This is a genomic window from Polaribacter atrinae, from assembly GCF_038023995.1.
In the GTDB taxonomy this organism is placed as follows: Bacteria; Bacteroidota; Bacteroidia; order Flavobacteriales; family Flavobacteriaceae; genus Polaribacter; species Polaribacter atrinae.
This window is the reverse complement of record NZ_CP150660.1, coordinates 2642473-2661668: the sequence shown is the minus strand read 5'-3', so window position 1 is coordinate 2661668 and position 19196 is coordinate 2642473. Positions and strand designations below refer to the sequence as shown.

Genomic DNA, 19196 nt, shown 5'->3' with positions numbered 1-19196 from the left:
CTCCATTATCTCCATAAACAGTACTTACAGCTGTTTGTCCATTCGAAAATAGAGAAAAATGTAAAATGCAAATTAAAATTAAAGAACGAAAAAACTTCTTAGGGGCATTTGAAGAAATAGGGAGCGTTGGAAAATTATATTTATTTTAATGGAAAAATTAACAGTTTAACACGGTTTGTTTCTATTGCAAAAATAACCAAACAAAAAACCTTTCCTAATAGGAAAGGTTATTAATTTGGTTTTTAACACTTTTACTTCACTTCTAGAACATTATTCTCTAAATTAATATCAGCCATTAATCCGCTTTTATCAATAGTAACAGATTTTACAGTTTTAGAAACTGTAAAAGAATATGTTGGCATTGCCCAACCCCAATCTTTTAAAATGGTTGCTGTTGTTGGCTTACTACCTCTCATCATTTCTAATGGAATGTTAAAACTTTCTGAAGTTCCATCAACATAAGTTACATCAACATCCATTGGCATTGGCATTTGCCCAACTCTTTCTAATGTAATTGTATTGTTATCTACAGATTTTACACCATAATCTATGGTATGTGTAGTTTGTGTCCATTCGTTTAAATACCAACTTAAATCCAATCCTGCAGTTTTTTCCATAGATCGTTTAATGTCATTTGGTGTTGGATGTTTAAAACTGAAATCGTTAAAATATTTCTTTAATCCGTTTGCTACATTCTCTTTACCAATAACATATTCTAATTGACTTAAGAAAATATTTCCTTTAGAATAACTTGCAGTACTGTACGCCCAATTTGTATGGTATCTGTCTGCATGTGTAGATAACGATTCTTCATACCCTTTTGTAACAATAGATCTATAACCTCTGTAAGAACCTGCATGTGGGTTTTCTTTACCTTCATCTAAAATTAAGTTTTCTGCTTTATTAGAAATATAAGAAGTAAAACCTTCATCCATCCAAGGATGTAAACTTTCGTTTGATGCTAATAAGAACTGAAACCAAGTGTGTGCCATCTCGTGTGCTGTAACTCCAAAAAGACTACCAAATTTACGTTTTCCTGTAATTAAAGTAGACATTGCATACTCCATTCCACCATCTCCACCTTGTATTACAGAGTATTGTTTATATGGATATTGACCAACTTGCTCACTAAAATACGTCATTAATTCTGCCGTTTTAGGCTGTAAATCTTTCCAGTTTTTCAAATATTCTGCTTCTAATGTTTTCTTATATAAAAAATGTAAATCGATTCCGTTTTCCATTTTTAAAACATCGTGAATGTATTCTGGATCTGCTGCCCACATAAAATCATGCACATTTGGTGCTTTAAAATTCCATGATAATTTATCGCCTTTAGGCAAGTTTAAATCTTTAGAATCATCTTGGTAACCATGACCAATTTCTTGTGGATTTTGTAAATACCCTGTACCACCTACAGTATAGTTCTTATCAATATGAATGGTTACATCAAAATCTCCCCAAACACCTTGAAACTCTCTTGCAATATATGGAGGCGTATGCCAACCTTGAAAATCGTATTCTGCTAATTTAGGATACCATTGCGACATAGACAAAGCAACACCTTCGCTACTATTTCTACCAGAACGACGAATTTGAACAGGCACCTGAGCATCGAAATCCATTTCTAAAGTAACTGTTTCACCAGATTTAATTGGCTTATTTAACTGAACTTCTAAAACAGTTCCTACAGTTTCATGAGAAACTTCTACGCCGTTTTGCTTTAAAGAACCAACTTTAATATACCCAATTTCATTAGGCTGTAATTTGCTAATTCTGTCTCTAACTCTTCTATCTGGATCTTTAATATTTAACGATCTCACATCCATTTGAGAACCAGGTTGAAACGCATTAAAGTATAAGTGATAAAATACTTTATTTAAATCGTCAGGAGAATTGTTTGTATAAACTAACGTCTGCTTTCCTTTGTATTGATAGTTGTTTACATCTACATCAACATCCATTGTATAGTCTACATGTTGTTGCCAATAAGTTTCTTTAGCCACATACGTTGTATCTTTTATAACCTTACAAGAGGTTAACATTATTAGTGACAATCCTAAAAAATAAATTTTTCTCATATTTATGTTGATTAATTTTCAAAAAAAAAGCAGCATTTTAACAATGCTGCTTTTTTATGATTAATAAATTACTTTTTTCCGTTTACCATTCTGTCTGCCATCTGTAAGGCATTATAAGCATTTACAACTCTACCAGTAACTGATAAATCTGCAAAAGGAACTAATTCTCCTTCAGGGTTTTCTCTTGATTGAGATCCTGGTTTAATTACCTCTAAATTAATTTTTACACCAGAATTCATTAAAATATGCTTTACCTGACTTGCTGTTAATTTAGGATAATAAGAACGTACTAAAGCAGCTACTCCTACTGCAGAAGGTGCAGCCATAGAAGTTCCACTAAAGTGTTTATATTCATTTTCTGGAGTTGTAGAATAAATTTGAACTCCAGGAGCAAAAATATCTACATTCTTTTTACCGTAATTAGAAAAATTAGCTGGTAAGTTTTCATTATAACTAGAGCTCATTGCTCCAATAGTTAATACGTTATCAGAAACTTCTGTTATTAAATCTTTAGAATCGTTAGGGTACGTTCTTTCTACATCAATATCCTTACCATCGTTTCCTGCTGCATTTATAATTAATACATCGTGCTTTGCTGCATATTGAATTGCTTCATACACCCACTCTTTATGAGGTGAATATCCTTTACCAAAACTAGTGTTAATTACTTTTGCACCATTATCTACTGCATAACGTAAACCTAAAGCAACATCTTTATCATACTCATCTCCATCTGGTACAGAACGTACTGCCATAATTTTTACATTATCAGCAACACCATTCACTCCTTTTCCATTATTTCTTGATGCTCCAATAATACCAGAAACATGTGTACCGTGCGCTTCACTTTTAATTGAAACTCCAGAATTTCCATTTCCGTAACCAGGAGAATCATTAATATCTTCTGGGTTATCTCCTATTCTATAATTAGTATATTCGTTATTTAATAAAGCAATCGATTTGTCTAACTCCTTTTTAATTTCTTCTTGCGCTTGCGCTAAAGAAGGTAAACCAAAACCAAACATTTGTTTTGCAATTGCAATACTCTGTAATAAAGAAGGATCTTCGGTTGTTATTGCCGCAACTTCTATAGCACTATAATCGTCTTTACCAAAGTGTCTAGCTAAATTTTCATCTGCACCTTTAACACCGCTTAACATTTGCTCAAATCTAGTTTTTGTCTTTTCTGCATTGCCAACTTTAATGTCGTGTGCTGCTTGAATCTCTGCAACAATTTCTGGACTTTCTAAAGAAGGATTTTGCAAAATTCTATCTGCTTCCATGTTTTCTTTGTAAGCATCTCCTAAAAAGTTCCATCCATGAATATCATCAACATAACCATTTTTATCATCGTCAATTCCATTACCTGCAACTTCTTTGGTATTAACCCAAGCTACATCTTTTAAATCTTCATGCCCTAAATCTGTTCCAGAATCTACAACACCTACAACAACTGTAACACTTTTTTTACCTTGTAAAAAATCATACGCTTTGTCTACAGACATTCCAGGAATAGAATCTTTTACCAAATCTAAATGTCCCCAGGTGTTTTTTTGTTCTTGTGTTAATGGTGTTTTTTTAGCTACTGCTGTTATTGCTACATCAGAACCTTGAGGAACTGGAAGGTTAGAAATTGATTTACAACCTGTAAAAACAAGTCCAGCAAAAGCTGTATATAAAATTGGTTTTAAAACTCTCATAATATTAATTAAATATATCTATAAATTTGTGTGTGTTCTTTAATCTAACTCCTTTTTCTGTATGTTGTACGGTACAAAGCTCATTATAAGCATCATGCTCTAAAAAAAGGTAATATTCTTTATCTGCTGCTTGGTTTAAAAATGCAGCTTTTTCTTTTAATGTTAACAAAGGTCTAGTGTCATAGCCCATAACGTAAGCCAATGGAATATGCCCAATAGTTGGTAATAAATCTGCCACAAAAACAATTGTTTTTCCTTGATAAGTTAACATCGGTAACATTTGTTTTTCTGTATGTCCATCCATAAAAAGGACATCAAAACCTATTTGATCTTTATAATTACTATGAATAAAATTTAATTGTCCGCTTTCTTTAATTGGGTTGATATTTTCTTTAAAAAAAGACGCTTTCTCTCTTGGGTTTGGCTCTGTAGCCCATTTCCAATGTTTATCATTAGACCAAAATTTAGCATTTTTAAAAGCAGGTTGTAAAAAAGTTCTTTCCGCATTCCATTCTATTGCCCCTCCACAATGATCAAAATGTAAATGTGTTAAAAAAACATCTGTAATATCATCTCTATGAAAACCATGTTTTGCTAAAGAAGTATCTAAAGAAAAATCTCCAAAAAGATAATAATAACTATAAAATTTATTTGACTGTTTTGCCCCTAAGCCTGTATCAACCAAAATTAAACGATCTCCATCTTCTATAAGCATGCTTCTCATGCTCATATCTATTAAATTATTAGCGTCTGCAGGGTTTGTTTTTTGCCAAATAGTTTTAGGTACAACACCAAACATTGCACCACCATCTAATTTAAAATTTCCAGTTTCTATAGGGTATATTTTCATTCTGTATAGATTAAAATCATAAAAAAATTGACTATAAAAATAATCAATTAGAATTCAATATATTCATAATACTTCTTAAAAGTACACAGAAGGCAAAGATGGAGAAAATAACATAATTTTTTGTTAAGAAAAGTCTAAAGATTAACCCAAAATAATTAATTATAAATTTGAGTTAACTTTCCTTAAAATAAAATAGTCTGAATTAGAAGTTTACTTATTTAGAAGTCTTATTAAAATTCAATTGACTTAAAAATTTAGCAACTCTTATAACAATAAAAACAAAAGCTGTTAAGCCTAAAACAACAAATAACAATTGATTGTCAAAAAGAAATTGGTTGGTTGCCGCTAGCACATGTGAAATCATCATAAACGTAGTGAAATTTGGTTACACAAAAATACTATAGAAATTAGCTTTTCACCTTTTTTGTTCGATAAGCTGCAGTTTACTATCTATGACTTGCAGTTTACCTGCTTTAAGTTAATTATTCTTTTACTATTATTTGTTGATGAATCTCGTTTCCAAAATTGTCTGTAGCCGAAATAAGGTAGCTTCCTGTATTTAAATTCACGCCAAATTCGTGTACCTCTTTTGTGTTACCTAAATAGGTACTATCAATATACCAATATAAAATTGCGTCACTATTAGCGTGTGCTACTTTTAAAACAAGTTCGTTTTTCTTTCCATCGAAATTCTTTGGTAAAAAAATGGTGCTTTTTTCTGTTGGATAAATAAACTTCATTGCATTTTTTTCTTCACCCAAACAATCATTTCTAAATTTTGGCAACGGTTTATAAAACGGATTTTTATCCTTGTAATAATACTCCATTAAAGGAGGCAACACAAACCAAGATTTTTGTTGGATATTTTCTAAACGCTCACAAGAAGTATTTACTTGGTAATTTTCTGATACATCTACATTTACCAAAACATGGTACGGACAAGGCACTGTTTTTAAGCCTGCATTCTGTATAAATTCTGTTATTTTTTCTTCGCAATTTTGGGTTGCTCTATAACCGCTTTTGGTACAAATTTCTACTTCAGTCATTTCATCGAAAGGCTTCTCAAACCATGCTGAATTTGGTAATTTATCAAAAACATCAAATAAAATAGGCGCTGCAGCTTGCACACCAACCAAACCAGGTCTTCCTTCTCCATCTGCATTTCCTACCCAAACTCCAACCACATAATCTTTGGTTATTCCTATTGCCCAAGCATCTCTAAAACCAAAACTGGTACCTGTTTTCCATGCAATTTGTTTAGAAGAATCAAAGAACTCCCAATTTTGATTTGCATTTGGTCTGTTTACATCTTTTAAACTTTCAAAAGTGAGGTAAATAGAAGCGGCATCAAAAATGATTTTTTCTGATGATTTTTCTCCGAAGTCTATTTTTTTATCAGCATAAAAAGTAGGTTCGCAAAATTCATTTTTAAAATACCTACTAGAATTTTCTAAATAATGATTTACCGTTGATGCCATAGACGCATAGCTTTTACATAAATCCCATAAACTACTTTCTGCGCCGCCTAAAGCCAATGTTAACCCATAATAATTAGGATCTTTCTTTAAATCTTTCAACTTTAACTTTTGCAAATAATCATGAAATTTCTCCAAGCCAAAACTTTGCAACATTCTTACTGTTGGCACATTTAAAGATCTAGACAGCGCTAACTTTGCAGAAATTGCTCCGGCATATTTTTTATCAAAATTTTCTGGATGATAGCTTCCAAAATTTGTAGGTACGTCTGCAACTAACATATTGGGTAACAAATCTCCACTATCTAACATTGCCGTATATAAAAATGGCTTTAAAATACTTCCTGTACTTCTAGGTTTGTCTATAACATCTACATCTTTTTGATTCATTTTAGATGTTTTAGAATTGCCCACATAAGTTAAAACCTGCCTAGTTTTTACATCTAAAACCAGCACAGAAATATTAAATATTTCATTATTTTTCAATTGATTATAATAATTATTTACAATCAAATTCGTTTGATTTTGCAACTTTTTATTTATGCTTGTTTTTACAAATTCTCCTTTATTTTTTTTATGAATTTTCTGTAATAAATGTGGTGTAATTTGAGGGAGTGCATACGGTTTTTGAGGCAATTCTTCTAACACTGATAATTCATACGTTAACGAATCAATGATATTTTTAGCGAGTAACTTTCTTAACAATCGATTTCTTTTTACCAATAATTTTTGTTGATTTTTCCCTGGATAAATCAAGTTTGGTGCATTGGGTAAAACCGCTAAAGTTGCAGATTCTGCCCAAGACAAATCAGATGCTTGCCTATTAAAATAACGCCAAGAAGCTGCATCTAAACCCACAACATTTCCGCCAAAAGGTGCATTTGAACTCCAAAAAGAAATAATTTTTTCTTTAGATGCTCTAAACTCTAAACGTGTTGCTAAAATTAATTCTTTAACTTTCTCAAAATAAGTTCGAGATCTATTATCTCTACTCAATCGAATAACTTGTTGCGTAATGGTACTTCCGCCTCTTTTTACACTTCCTGCTTGTAAATTTTGCTTTAATGCTTTTAAAATAGAAACCGGATTAAACCCAGGATGCATGTAAAAATGTTCGTCTTCAAACTGAATTAAACAGGTTTTAAATTTCTCTGGAACGGAATCTTTATGCGGAAAACGCCACTGACCATCTTGTGCTATTAATGCACCCAACAACTCATTATTATTACTTGTAATTACAGTTGATGTTGGCTTGGTAAACAACTGACTTGGCAAACAAAATGCATAGAAAATCAGTAAAACAACCACTAGAATTGTTTTCTTTTTATGACGTTTTATGTAGTTTGTTATTTTCAATTTTTTGTTTGTTTATCTTTTATTAAATACTATTATCATTTAGAAATGAGCCTTTTCGATGATTGAGAAATCTCACAAACAAAATATCCATGATGAGATTCCTCTTCCTACGTCATTCGGAATGACAATCTTATTTTCACCTGTCATTGCCAGTTTACAAAGCAATCTGTAATTTTATTCGAAAGATTGCTTCGTTCCTCGCAATGACAATCATACTCTTTAATTTTAAGCACGAGTGTCATTTCGAAATGAGCTTTTTCGGCGATTGAGAAATCTCACAAACCAAATATTCATGATGAGACTCCTCTTCCTAACTCATTCGGAGTGACAATTCTATTTTTACCTATCATTGCGAAGTCTACCAAGCAATCTGTTTTTTTAATCGAAAGATTGCTTCGTTCATCGCAATGACAATCTTATTATTTTACAACCTCAATCCAACGTCCTTTTGTTCTCACCATATAATCATTATCATACATCGCTTCAACCTGAACTCCTGGTAAATAATAATTCCCTAAATAGGCTGCATTCAACAACACCGTAAACGTTTTTATCGCTACTTTTTTAGGTTGCTGATTCAAATCGAAATAGAAATTGACTCTATCATCTCTTATATCTGTATAACGCGCTTCGCTTTTGGTAGTGGTTCCAAAATCTGTAAAACGGGTGTTTACAATTTCCCATCCAGACGGAAAAACTTGTGTCAAGGCAATGTCTTTTACGGTTTCATTTTTGGGGCTGCTCACTACTATTTTTGCTACAAAATCCTGACCTTGTTTTAAACTGTTAATGTTTATCGGTTTTCCTTGTAAATCTAAATACTGCACCGCTGCACTTAAACCTCTATTTTCTGTAATTTCATCTCCCAAAGGCAATTGACCCGAATTGATAATTCTTGCAAAAACAATATTATTATCAGCATTATTTATATTGATAGCATTCGCACCATTTTTCACTTTTAAAGTTCTTTGTACCATAGAACTTTGTGTATCTACAGCAACCGTTTCCCCGTTATTTGTATATTTTAAATTGATGGATTTCCCTCCATTTTTAACCACCATTTTACCAATTGCTAACAAACTATATGCGGTAGATTGTGTGCTCATCCATTTACTGCTAGACAATTCTTTTGCAATAGATTTCGCTACCTCTTTTACATCTTTATGATTGGTAATTAACATGGTTTCTAAGGCCATTGCTCGGTTTCTATCTACAGAACCGTAAGAATAATAATTGTATTTAGAAGTAGTAAAATTAATATTTGCAGTACTCATAATTTCTAAACTCGCTTCTTTTTGTCCTGCCAAAGCATACGCTGCAGCCAAACGCCATTTTGCATCGTTAGAAATTTGTTTAAACTCTCGCATTCTGTTCATCGCAGACAAATCTGGACTACCAGCTAAAGCCAATGTATATAATCGATATGATTGTGCTAAATCGGTATAATTATTTCGGTAATCGGGTCTCCAATTTCTTGCGGCATTTTTCTGATATCTAATAAAATTACTCTTAAAAGTTAACGGTAAAACAAATCCTTTTTTTGCCGCTTCCAACATAAAATGACCTGCATACGTTGTTCCCCAATCATCAGTTTCACTTTCTCCTAACCAATAACTCAATCCTCCATTTGCTTGCTGAAAGTTTCCTAATCGTTTAATTCCGTTTTCTATATTTTCCTGAACCTGACGTTTTTTATCCGCAGTTAAATCAAAAATATCATTTAAAAATAATTGTGGAAAAACACCTGAAGTGGTTTGCTCGACACAACCATGAGGATACTGAATTAAATACTCTAATCTTCCAGAAAAGTTAATTTGAGGAATGGTAGATAATTCTAACATTGCGGTATTTGATCCCTCAACTCCAAATGTATTAAAATTGATGGTTTGTGTTTGTTTCCCTTCAATCGTTGCGTCTACCAATTTAGAAGTAATTGGGTTTGGATTTATTACATCTAATTCTACTTTATAAGTTGCTTTTTCTCCGTTCCCTGATGCAATAATTTCAACCGTATTTATTCCGTTTGCTTTTAAAACATCCATTTCAAAATATACCATTTTTTCATCTGGTTTCTTAAAATTAAGTGTTTGAGTCTTATTGCCAATAACTGTAATTCCGTTAGAAGTTTTTACTTGTATAGCTACATTTTTTACTTTTTTATCCATTGCAAAAATGGTAATCGGTAATGTAACTTTTTCTTTTGGCGATAATTTTCTTGGCAATGTAGCCAATACCATTAAAGGCTTTTTAACAGGTACTGCTTTTTCTGCATTTCCAAAAGCTTCATTTGCTACATTTCCTGCAACCACCATTGTTCTTACAGAGCCAATATAATTTGGTAAAGTAATTTTATGAGAAGCTGTTTTTCCTTTTTCTAGATAGAAAGGACCTAAAAACTTTACAACCGGTTTAAACCTATTTGCTTTTCTATTTTTTGCAGCAGCTGCACTTCCATCTCCACCAATGGCAAAAACTTGATCTACACTGCCAGAATATGCACCAATTACATCATCAAAAACATCCCAAGTTTTTACACCTAAAGCTTCTCTAGCATAGAAAACATCAAATGCATTTGGAGTTCTAAAACGAGTTAAGTCTAACAAACCTTCTTCTACAACCGCCAAAGTATACGTCATGGTTTTGTTGTTTTTTTCTGATACTTTTACAACAAATTCTTTTTCTGGCTGTAACTCGTCTGGCATCGAAATTTGAGGTTCTAGTTGGGTATTTTCATCTTCTACTAAAAGCGGAATTACACCAAACAATCTAATTGGTAAATCATTTTCTGATACTTGATGTGGCTGTAATAAAGAAATATTTACAAACACATTTGGCGCCATATTTTTGTTAATAGGAATTTCTACAGAAGTACTTCCTTTCTGTGTTTCTACCCACTTTGTTTCTAAAACTTTTGTACCATTTTCTATACTGATTAATGCACGTCCGTTAGTACCTGAAGGAAATGTAATTTTAGCCGTTTCACCAACAGTGTACTTTTCTTTATCCGCAGAAAAAACTAACATTTTTGCAGCCTCTTTATTATCAGAACCGCTATTTTCCCACCAATTTTTATAAAAATAAGCCGTTCTACCCGTTGCGTGGCCACTTTTTTTATCAATTACTCGAATTAAAAAACGACCTCTATCTTTTTCTGAAATACTCAAATTGAAACTTCCATTTCCTTTCGTATTTGTGCTAATTTTTAAAGTTTTATAAGGTTTATTATACGTGCTAGAAGTATATCTAGATAAGTTATCATCAGAAGAACTCCACCACCAACGCCATTCAATTTTATAAATATCAACCTCAATTTCATCTCTTTGAACTGGTTTTCCGGTTTCATCTACAGAAACCACAGAAAAAGTCTGATTTTCATCTGTAAAGAAAGATCCATATCTATTTCCTTCTGGTGATTTTAAACCGACGAAAGAAGTAAAAGGTGCATATTTTTTAGTGAAAGTATCAATAGAAAAATCACCTCCGTTTTCAAAAGCTCTTACCAAAAACTGCACATTTAACATACCAGGCGCATTTTTACCAATAGCTAATTTACTATCAATTTTTGCAAACCCATTTTCATCTAAACTCCCTTCAAAAATATTTATTTCTTCTGAAGAAAACTCTCTTGATGGATCTGTAAAAAGATACTCTTTGTAATTTTCGAATCCATAATTTGCCGTAGTAACTTTTGCTTTAATTTCTGCTTTTAAGTTTTTTGCAGGTGTTCCGTGCAACCATTTTACATCTAAAGTTCCATTAATAGGTTTATTGGTGGTTAAAACCTCATCATCAAAATCGACTTTGATTTTTAAACGATTTGGTTTTACAGTTTCTATTTTTAGTGACTTATAAAACTTTGCACCACCTACAGAAATTTTAGCATTGTAGTTTCCTGTTTTTGCTTCTTGTACAGTTGAAAATGTAAACTTGTAAAAGTTATTTAGATTCTCTGAAGTTACTTTTTTATACACTAATTTTCCACTAGGGTCTGTAACTTCTAATTTTACAGGATGGTTTTTTGGCAACTTATTATCGGCATCATTTAATAAGAACGTTAAGTGTACATTATCTCCTGGGCGCCAAACTCCGCGTTCTCCATAAACATACCCTTTTAAGCCTTTTTCTGTTTTAGTTCCGGCTACATCAAACTTACTCAAAGACAAAGAATTACCGTCGAATAAACGAATATATCCTTTATTATTCCCTTTAGAAACCACTGCAAAAGCTGCTGCTTTTGAGGTTTCAATATTTGCAAATCCCTCTGAATCTGTTTTGGTTACTACAATTTCTTGTTGCTGAAAATTAAATAATTTAATTGTTGCTCCTGCTTGCGGTTTTGTATTTAAAATATTTGTTACTGCAAAGAAATAAGAATTATTTTCACCTTTTTTAGCGATAATTCCTAAGTTTGATGCTAATAAATTCTGAGTAATTTCTTTGTTACTATAGTAGGATTCATGACAAGGATTTTCTCTTTCTTGCCAGTTATAATTATAGTCTTTATAATCGTATAATTTATTATCCCAATACTGTTCTTCTCTTGCTTCTTCGTCTTCTATTTCACTTAAGTCATCATAAACTTCTTCAAATTCTGAGTTTACAACCTGATTTTCTGAACAATCATAAAATGCCTGACTTTGATTAAAACTCAATTCTACTCTATAAATTGCTCCTGGCTCTGCGTCTATCATTTTAGCCAAGTCTATACTATAGGCTTTCCATTTTTGAGTATTGACTGCTTTGTTATCAATTAACGTAATTGTTTGCTTAGCAACACGCCTACCAACTCGCTTAATTTGATATTCGTTGTCACTATTCAGGCTGTTTTCTTGCAAAAATTGCAGCACATTATCTTCATAAATTTTTATAACTCTAACATCTACTTCTTTTACATTGATAGCTTCAAAATTGAATTTTAAATCTTTAGAATTTGGTAAAATAGTACCGCTGCTAATCGTTCTTAACTCTGGTTTCTTTTGCTCGAAAGTAACGTTTTCCTTAAATGGTTCCTTCAATTTATAATTATTAGAATTACTCACTCCTTGATAAACGGTTACCAAAACATCTCCTTGAAACTTATTTTCTGAAAACACTTTTAGTTCGTTTCCATTAACAATAAAACGCGGTTTTTCTTCATTTTCAATAGTTACCAAGCCATCAAAGTTCTGTTGTTTTTTAAGTTGATCAGAAAAGTTGATAGAAATATATTGTTCTGTAGTGTTATTAACTTTTAAGCTTAGTACTTTAAAATTATTTTTACCTGGAATTAAAATTTCATTTTCTCCTTTCGATGCTGCATTTATAGCTTCGCCGTCCCAAGAAATTACTAATTGAGAATCTTCTACAAAACGTTGAATACTGTCTATTTTAAATTCGAAAACCTTCCCGTTTTTATAAGATTCATTCCAAACTACATTTTTTGAGGTTCCATTTTGAGAAGCACTTATTAGTTTTTTAGCCTTTTCTAATAAAATAACATCTGCAGATTTTAAAACACCTTCTAAATACTGATACTCTTTAGAATACGATTGTAAATTATTTGTTTGAATATTAAAATTTGGTGCAATTGTTTTAAACTGAAACGTATAATCATTAAAACCTTGAGGTGTGTTTTTATAAATTTCTTTAAGATTTACAGAAACACTGTACTCTGTATCTGGGTCTAAATTTTCATCGGGCATAAATATAAAAGCATGTTTATTTACCGTTTTAATTGTACCATTCACATACGGTTTTACAGAAATAATTTCTGATGAAATTTCTTTATTTGCCTCCCAACCTTCTACCTCTTTGGCAAGATTTATTTCTATATTATTTGCTACAGAAACCACACCACTAGTGGTGTAACTAATATATTCTTTAAACTTAAAGATGTTATCCGTTTTAATTTCTTCTTTCTTACAAGAAAAAAATAATAGCAAAATTGAGGTTGTTAAAAGTAAATTTTTCAGTTTCATAGTAATTGTATTTGTAAACACTTATCAAAAGTAAGTGTTCCTTTTTAACTTAAGGGTAACCGTTTAGTATTCGCTACTGTTTACTTAGTATTCGCATAAAATAAAAAAAACCCTAATCTTAAAGACTGGGGTTTTTGGAGGTGTCTAGCGGATTCGAACCGCTGTACATGGTTTTGCAAACCATTGCCTAGCCACTCGGCCAAGACACCTTTTTATCTTAAAACTAATTTACAATAAATTGAAAATACGTTTTTAAGGATTGCAAATTTAAGCAAATTTACAAGGATTGCAAGTGTTTTTTTACTTTATCGCTTTTTTGTAAGAATAATTACCACTTCTTCTACATTTCCGCCGATAGGTGGGTTGATTTTTGCTACAGAAACTTTGGCTTTTTTCACCATCAAAATTTCTTTAAAAATTCTATCTAATATTCTCTGTGCCACCTCTTCTAACAACTTAGAACGAATTGCCATTTCTTCTTTTACAATACGATTTAAGTGTACATAATCTACCGTATCTGCCAGTTCATCTGTTTTAGATGATTTTTTTAAATTGGCTTTAATTTCTACATCTACACTATATTCAGATCCTATTTTTGCTTCTTCATCTAAACATCCATGAAAAGCATAGAGTTTAATATTGTTTACTTGTATTATTCCCATTTTGTATTTTAAAAGTACAAATATAGCTTTATTAACCGATTTTTATTGACTTTCTACAACCGTGTTAGTGATAGAAACGGCAGCTTTTTTATAGTTTTTTTTCTAAAACTATAAAAAACTACAGTGTAAAGCACGACCCGCAGGGAAACACCCAAAAAAAAGAACTTAAAAATGAGTTATTTTATGTAATTTTGGGGCTTAATTTTGTACCGAAACAGATGTCTGAAGAGAAAAAATCGCTCAATTTTTTAGAGCATATTATTGAAGAGGATTTAGCAAACGGAATGCCTAAAGAAAATTTACGTTTTCGTTTTCCGCCAGAACCAAATGGGTATTTACATATTGGTCACACAAAAGCAATCGGAATTAGTTTCGGCTTAGGTGAGACTTATAATGCGCCTGTAAATTTGCGTTTTGATGATACAAACCCAGCAAAAGAAGAGCAAGAATATGTAGATGCCATTAAGAAAGATATTTCTTGGTTGGGGTATTCTTGGGCAAATGAATGTTATTCATCAGACTATTTTCAGCAATTGTTCGATTGGGCAGTTTTGTTGATAAAGGATGGAAAAGCGTATGTAGATTCTCAATCTTCGGAAGATATGAGAGCGCAAAAAGGTACGCCAACTAAAGTTGGTACAAATAGCCCTTTTAGAACGCGTTCTGTAGCAGAAAACTTGGAATTATTTCAAGGAATGAAAGACGGAAAATTTAAGGAAGGGGAACATACTTTGCGTGCAAAGATTGATATGGAGAGCCCAAATATGTTGATGCGTGATCCTTTAATGTACAGAATTATGTATAAATCTCACCACAGAACGGGTGATGATTGGTGTATTTACCCAATGTACGATTGGACGCATGGTGAGAGTGATTATATTGAGCAAATATCGCATTCTTTATGTTCTCTTGAGTTTAAACCTCACAGAGAATTGTATAATTGGTTTAGAGATAATGTTGTGCCTTTTAGCAGTGCAGAATATCCGAACCCGCCAAAACAACGTGAGTTTTCTCGTTTAAATTTGAGTTATACAATTATGAGTAAACGTAAATTGTTAACGTTGGTAGAAAAAGGAATTGTGGCTGGTTGGGACGATCCTAGAATGCCTACTATTTCTGGTTTGCGTAGACGTGGTTATACTCCAGAGTCTATTAAAAGTTTTATAGAAACGGTTGGTGTTTCTAAACGTGAAAATATAATTGATGTAGCACTTTTAGAGTTTAAAATTCGTGAGGATTTAAACAAAACTGCTAAAAGAGTCATGGGTGTTTTAGACCCAGTTAAAGTAATTATTGATAATTATCCTGAAGGACAAGAAGAAATGTTAACGGCTGATTATAATGATTATGAAGAAGGTTTTGGAACAAGAGAGGTTCCTTTTTCTAGAGAAATTTACATAGAACGTGAAGATTTTAGAGAAGAAGCTAACAAAAAATTCTTCCGTTTAAAATTAGGAAAAGAGGTTCGTTTAAAAAATGCTTATTTTATTACAGCAACGAGCTGTGAGAAAGATGAAAACGGAGAAATTACCGTTATTCATTGTACATACGATCCGTTAACAAAATCTGGAATGGACACAGAAGAAAGCAAGCGTAAAGTAAAAGGTACTTTGCATTGGGTTTCTGTAAAACATGCTGTAAAAGCAGAAGTAAGAGCTTATGACAGGTTGTTTTTAGATGAAGCTCCGGATGCTCATAAAGACAAAGATTTTATGGAATTTGTAAACCCTAATTCTTTAGAAGTAATAACTGCTTTTGTAGAACCTAGTTTACAAACTGCTAAAATTGGAGAACGTTTTCAGTTTCAGCGTATGGGCTATTTTAATGTTGATGATGATGCTACCACAGATAACTTAATTTTCAACAAAATTGTTGGATTGAGAGATTCTTGGGGAGGGAAATAAGTTGACAATGTTCTCTACACAATATTCAGTAGAGTTATCACTGTTGTGTTGATTAGTATTCAATAGCAGTATCAATGGGCGATTGATTATCACTGTTATGTTTTACAATAATATGTTCATTTAAAATTTATAATTATGAAAAAATTAATCGTTTTAAGTTTATTAATATTAGCTTCTTGTTCTAACAAGAAAGAAATTAAGCAAGTTGCAGAAATATCTTGTGGCCAATGTCAGCTTCATTTAGATTCTGAAGAAGGTTGTAGTTTGGCTGTTCGTTTTGATGATAAAGCTTATTTTGTTGATGGTTTTGGAATTAATGATTTTGGTGATGCACATGATGAAAACATTGGCTTCTGTAACGCTATTAGAAAAGCAGAAATTACTGGTGTTGTAGAAAACGGACGCTTTTTTGCAAGTGATATTAAGTTGATGGAGTAAAAGAACCAAGACATAAGAAAAATAGATTCTTGCCTTTGCAGGAAATACAACAAAAAAAATCTGATGAAATAATTTTCATCGGATTTTTTTTATACTGTAAACTGAAACTGCTTACTTTTTATGGAGCAGGATTCGGAATTAACTTATGAACAACTTCTATTTCATTCAAAATTTCTTCTGATAAATTAATATGAATACTACCAATATTTTCTTTTAACTGACTCATTTTTGTAGCACCAATAATATTACTCGTTACAAACGGTAATTGATTAATATATGCTAAAGATAATTCGGCTAAAGTGATTCCGTTTTTTAACGCAATTGCTTCATAGGCCAAAACTGCTTGCTCCGAAGCCCCCGTTTGATATCTAGTAATATAATTAGGAAATAAAATTCCTCTTGCATCCGCAGGTTTTTGTCCTCTTAAATACTTACCCGTTAAAACCCCTTGTGCCAAAGGAGAATATGCTAGTAAACCAATATTTTCTCTCATAGAAACTTCAGACATTCCATATTCATAACTACGATGTATTAAAGAATACGAATTCTAAATTGTAGCCATTCTTGGTAAATTCACTTCTTTAGCAGCCTGTAAATACTGCATTGTTCCCCAAGGTGTTTCATTAGACAAACCTATTTGTCTAATTTTACCTTCGCTGATTAAAGTTTGTAGCGTTTCTAAAATCTCTACATGATTTTCTGCCTCTTTATTAGAAGTTTTATAAGGATAATCTCTTGTACCAAAACAGTTAACACCTCTTTCTGTCCAGTGCAACTGATACAAATCTATATAATCTGTTTGCAACCTTTTAAGACGACCTTCTACAGCATCTATATTGCTTCCTTTGCAAATCCGTTTTTTCTAATATGCGCTGTATAAGGTCCAGAACCCGCTATTTTACTTCCTAAAACAACTTTATCTCTATTCCCCGTTTTTTTAAACCAATTTCCTATAATTGTTTCTGTAGTTCCATACGTTTCTGGCGTTGCAGGAACTGCATATAATTCTGCCGTATCAAAGAAGTTTACGCCTTGTTCTAAAGCATAATCCATTTGTTCAAAACCTTTTTCTTGCGCGTTTTGTTTTCCCCAAGTCATGGTTCCTAAACAAATCTTAGAAACTTTAATATCTGTATTTGGTAATTTTGTGTATTTCATAGTAATGTGTAAACGTGTAATTGTTTATTTGTGTAATTGAACAAAAACTGACCGCGAAATTATAATATATTCTTCTATAAAACAATAAGCGTGTAATTTTACAATTACACGCTTATTAATAAATTTATATTTTAAAATGAAACTTAGACAAGCTCAGTTTAACATCTTAAATGTTAATTGGAATCTGAAATATGATTTAAAAATGTAAATGTCTATTAAACAATTACACGATTAATCAAATAAACAGTTAAACGCTTATTTTAAAATAGCTTCAATTCCTGGTAACGTTTTACCTTCTAACATTTCTAACATAGCACCACCACCAGTAGAAACATAACTTACTTTATCTGCAAAACCAAATTGTTTAACAGCTGCAACAGAATCTCCACCTCCAACTAAAGAGAATGCTCCGTTTTTGGTTGCCTTATCAATAGAATTACCAAGAGCAATTGTTCCACCTGCAAAAGATTCCATTTCAAAAACCCCTAAAGGTCCGTTCCATAAAATTGTTTTACACTTGTTTACAACTGTATCAAAAATCTCTCTAGATTTTGGTCCAGCATCAACTCCTTCCCAACCATCAGGAATTTCATTAATATCTAATTCTTGTGTATTTGCATCATTAGAAAAATCATCTGCAGCAATCACATCAACAGGAATATGTACTTCAACTCCTTTTTCTTTTGCTTGCTTTAAGATATCTAAAGCTAATTCCATTTTATCATCTTCACAAATAGAGTTTCCAATCTTTCCTCCTTGTGCTTTTACAAAAGTAAAACTCATTCCACCACCAATAATTAAGTGGTCTACTTTGTCTAAAATGTTTTCAATTACAGTAATTTTAGATGATACTTTTGCACCTCCTAAAATTGCTAAAACTGGTCTTTCAGAATTGTTTAATACTTTATCTATACTTTCTATTTCTCTTGCTAATAAGTTTCCAAAACATTTGTTTTCTGGAAAAAACTGAGCAATAATAGTTGTTGATGCATGTGCTCTGTGTGCAGTACCAAAAGCATCGTTTACATAAACATCACCAAATTTTGATAATTTCTCAGCAAATGCAACATCTCCTTTTTTCTCTTCTTCATAGAAACGTAAATTTTCTAATAACAAAATTTCTCCAGACTGTAAATTCGCTACAGCTTCTTCTGCTTTAGCACCAATACAATCTGCAACAAACTTTACCTTAACTCCTAAAATTTCAGTTGCTTTTTCTACAATATGACCTAAAGAAAATTCATCTTGAAAACCTTTTGGACGTCCTAAATGCGACATTAAAACACAGCTTCCTTCTTGCTCTAAAATATCTATAATAGTAGATTTTGCAGCTTGAATTCTGGTAGCATCTGTTACTTCAAATTTATCATTTAAAGGCACGTTAAAATCTACACGGATTAACGCCTTCTTATTCTTGAAATTAAAATCTTTTAATGTTTTCATCTTTTATTATTGTATTTTCAACAAAAATACCGAATTATTTAAACTTTTTGAAATGTAAATCCTAAAATTTAATACAACGTTTGCGAAGACAAATACTACTCTTTCTATAAATTCTCTCTTAAAAAAGATTGCCTTCTAAAATTGATGGATTAATGGCAAACAAATTTTATATTTG

The 19196-nt window shown here is 31.9% G+C and carries 10 protein-coding genes, 1 tRNA gene and 1 pseudogene; 2 read left to right on the top strand and 10 right to left on the bottom strand.

The window, feature by feature from the left end:
* Positions 1-251: 251 nt before the first annotated feature.
* From WG945_RS11670 to folB, 8 genes are all read right to left on the bottom strand, one after another.
* Positions 252-2042, bottom strand: coding sequence for a M1 family metallopeptidase (locus WG945_RS11670; protein WP_231874616.1), 1791 nt, complete (start codon positions 2040-2042; stop codon positions 252-254).
* 104 nt (positions 2043-2146) lie between these two features.
* Positions 2147-3778, bottom strand: coding sequence for a S8 family peptidase (locus WG945_RS11665; protein WP_068449183.1), 1632 nt, complete (start codon positions 3776-3778; stop codon positions 2147-2149).
* A 4-nt stretch (positions 3779-3782) separates the two neighbouring features.
* Positions 3783-4628, bottom strand: a complete 846-nt coding sequence (locus WG945_RS11660; protein WP_068449182.1) for an MBL fold metallo-hydrolase — start codon at positions 4626-4628, stop codon at positions 3783-3785.
* A gap of 214 nt (positions 4629-4842) precedes the next feature.
* Complete coding sequence (locus WG945_RS11655) at positions 4843-4995, bottom strand: hypothetical protein (protein ID WP_157603585.1); 153 nt, start codon at positions 4993-4995, stop codon at positions 4843-4845.
* Between the two features lie 115 nt (positions 4996-5110).
* Positions 5111-7459, bottom strand: coding sequence for a penicillin-binding protein 1C (gene pbpC / locus WG945_RS11650; protein WP_068449181.1), 2349 nt, complete (start codon positions 7457-7459; stop codon positions 5111-5113).
* Between the two features lie 419 nt (positions 7460-7878).
* On the bottom strand, positions 7879-13416 hold the full coding sequence (locus WG945_RS11645; protein WP_068449180.1) for an alpha-2-macroglobulin family protein: 5538 nt from the start codon (positions 13414-13416) through the stop codon (positions 7879-7881).
* Positions 13417-13551: 135 nt separating this feature from the next.
* Positions 13552-13625 (bottom strand) — tRNA-Cys (locus WG945_RS11640).
* A 96-nt stretch (positions 13626-13721) separates the two neighbouring features.
* Entirely contained in the window at positions 13722-14078 is a 357-nt protein-coding gene (gene folB / locus WG945_RS11635; protein ID WP_068449179.1) for a dihydroneopterin aldolase, read from the bottom strand.
* A gap of 218 nt (positions 14079-14296) precedes the next feature.
* On the opposite strand from folB, the gene WG945_RS11630 reads away from it, so the two are divergent.
* Both WG945_RS11630 and WG945_RS11625 read left to right on the top strand, forming a co-directional pair.
* Positions 14297-15982, top strand: a complete 1686-nt coding sequence (locus tag WG945_RS11630; RefSeq protein ID WP_068449178.1) for a glutamine--tRNA ligase/YqeY domain fusion protein — start codon at positions 14297-14299, stop codon at positions 15980-15982.
* Between the two features lie 135 nt (positions 15983-16117).
* Positions 16118-16420 carry a DUF6370 family protein gene (locus tag WG945_RS11625; protein ID WP_068449177.1) on the top strand — a complete coding sequence of 101 codons (303 nt, stop codon included), beginning with the start codon at positions 16118-16120 and terminating at the stop codon, positions 16418-16420.
* Positions 16421-16538: 118 nt separating this feature from the next.
* Here the strand turns inward: WG945_RS11625 and WG945_RS11620 are convergent.
* Together WG945_RS11620 and WG945_RS11615 are read right to left on the bottom strand one after the other, a co-directional pair.
* Positions 16539-17578: pseudogene (locus WG945_RS11620) on the bottom strand (aldo/keto reductase).
* A gap of 255 nt (positions 17579-17833) precedes the next feature.
* On the bottom strand, positions 17834-19021 hold the full coding sequence (locus WG945_RS11615; protein WP_068449175.1) for a phosphoglycerate kinase: 1188 nt from the start codon (positions 19019-19021) through the stop codon (positions 17834-17836).
* Positions 19022-19196 lie beyond the last annotated feature (175 nt).

Bases quoted from the DNA above. Each gene is read 5' to 3' on its own strand.
- folB (WP_068449179.1), bottom strand. From the start codon at position 14,078: ATGGGAATAATACAAGTAAACAATATTAAACTCTATGCTTTTCATGGA.
- WG945_RS11660 (WP_068449182.1), bottom strand. From the start codon at position 4,628: ATGAAAATATACCCTATAGAAACTGGAAATTTTAAATTAGATGGTGGT.
- WG945_RS11665 (WP_068449183.1), bottom strand. From the start codon at position 3,778: ATGAGAGTTTTAAAACCAATTTTATATACAGCTTTTGCTGGACTTGTT.
- WG945_RS11655 (WP_157603585.1), bottom strand. From the start codon at position 4,995: ATGATGATTTCACATGTGCTAGCGGCAACCAACCAATTTCTTTTTGAC.
- WG945_RS11615 (WP_068449175.1), bottom strand. From the start codon at position 19,021: ATGAAAACATTAAAAGATTTTAATTTCAAGAATAAGAAGGCGTTAATC.
- WG945_RS11630 (WP_068449178.1), top strand. From the start codon at position 14,297: ATGTCTGAAGAGAAAAAATCGCTCAATTTTTTAGAGCATATTATTGAA.
- WG945_RS11670 (WP_231874616.1), bottom strand. From the start codon at position 2,042: ATGTTAACCTCTTGTAAGGTTATAAAAGATACAACGTATGTGGCTAAA.
- WG945_RS11645 (WP_068449180.1), bottom strand. From the start codon at position 13,416: ATGAAACTGAAAAATTTACTTTTAACAACCTCAATTTTGCTATTATTT.
- WG945_RS11625 (WP_068449177.1), top strand. From the start codon at position 16,118: ATGAAAAAATTAATCGTTTTAAGTTTATTAATATTAGCTTCTTGTTCT.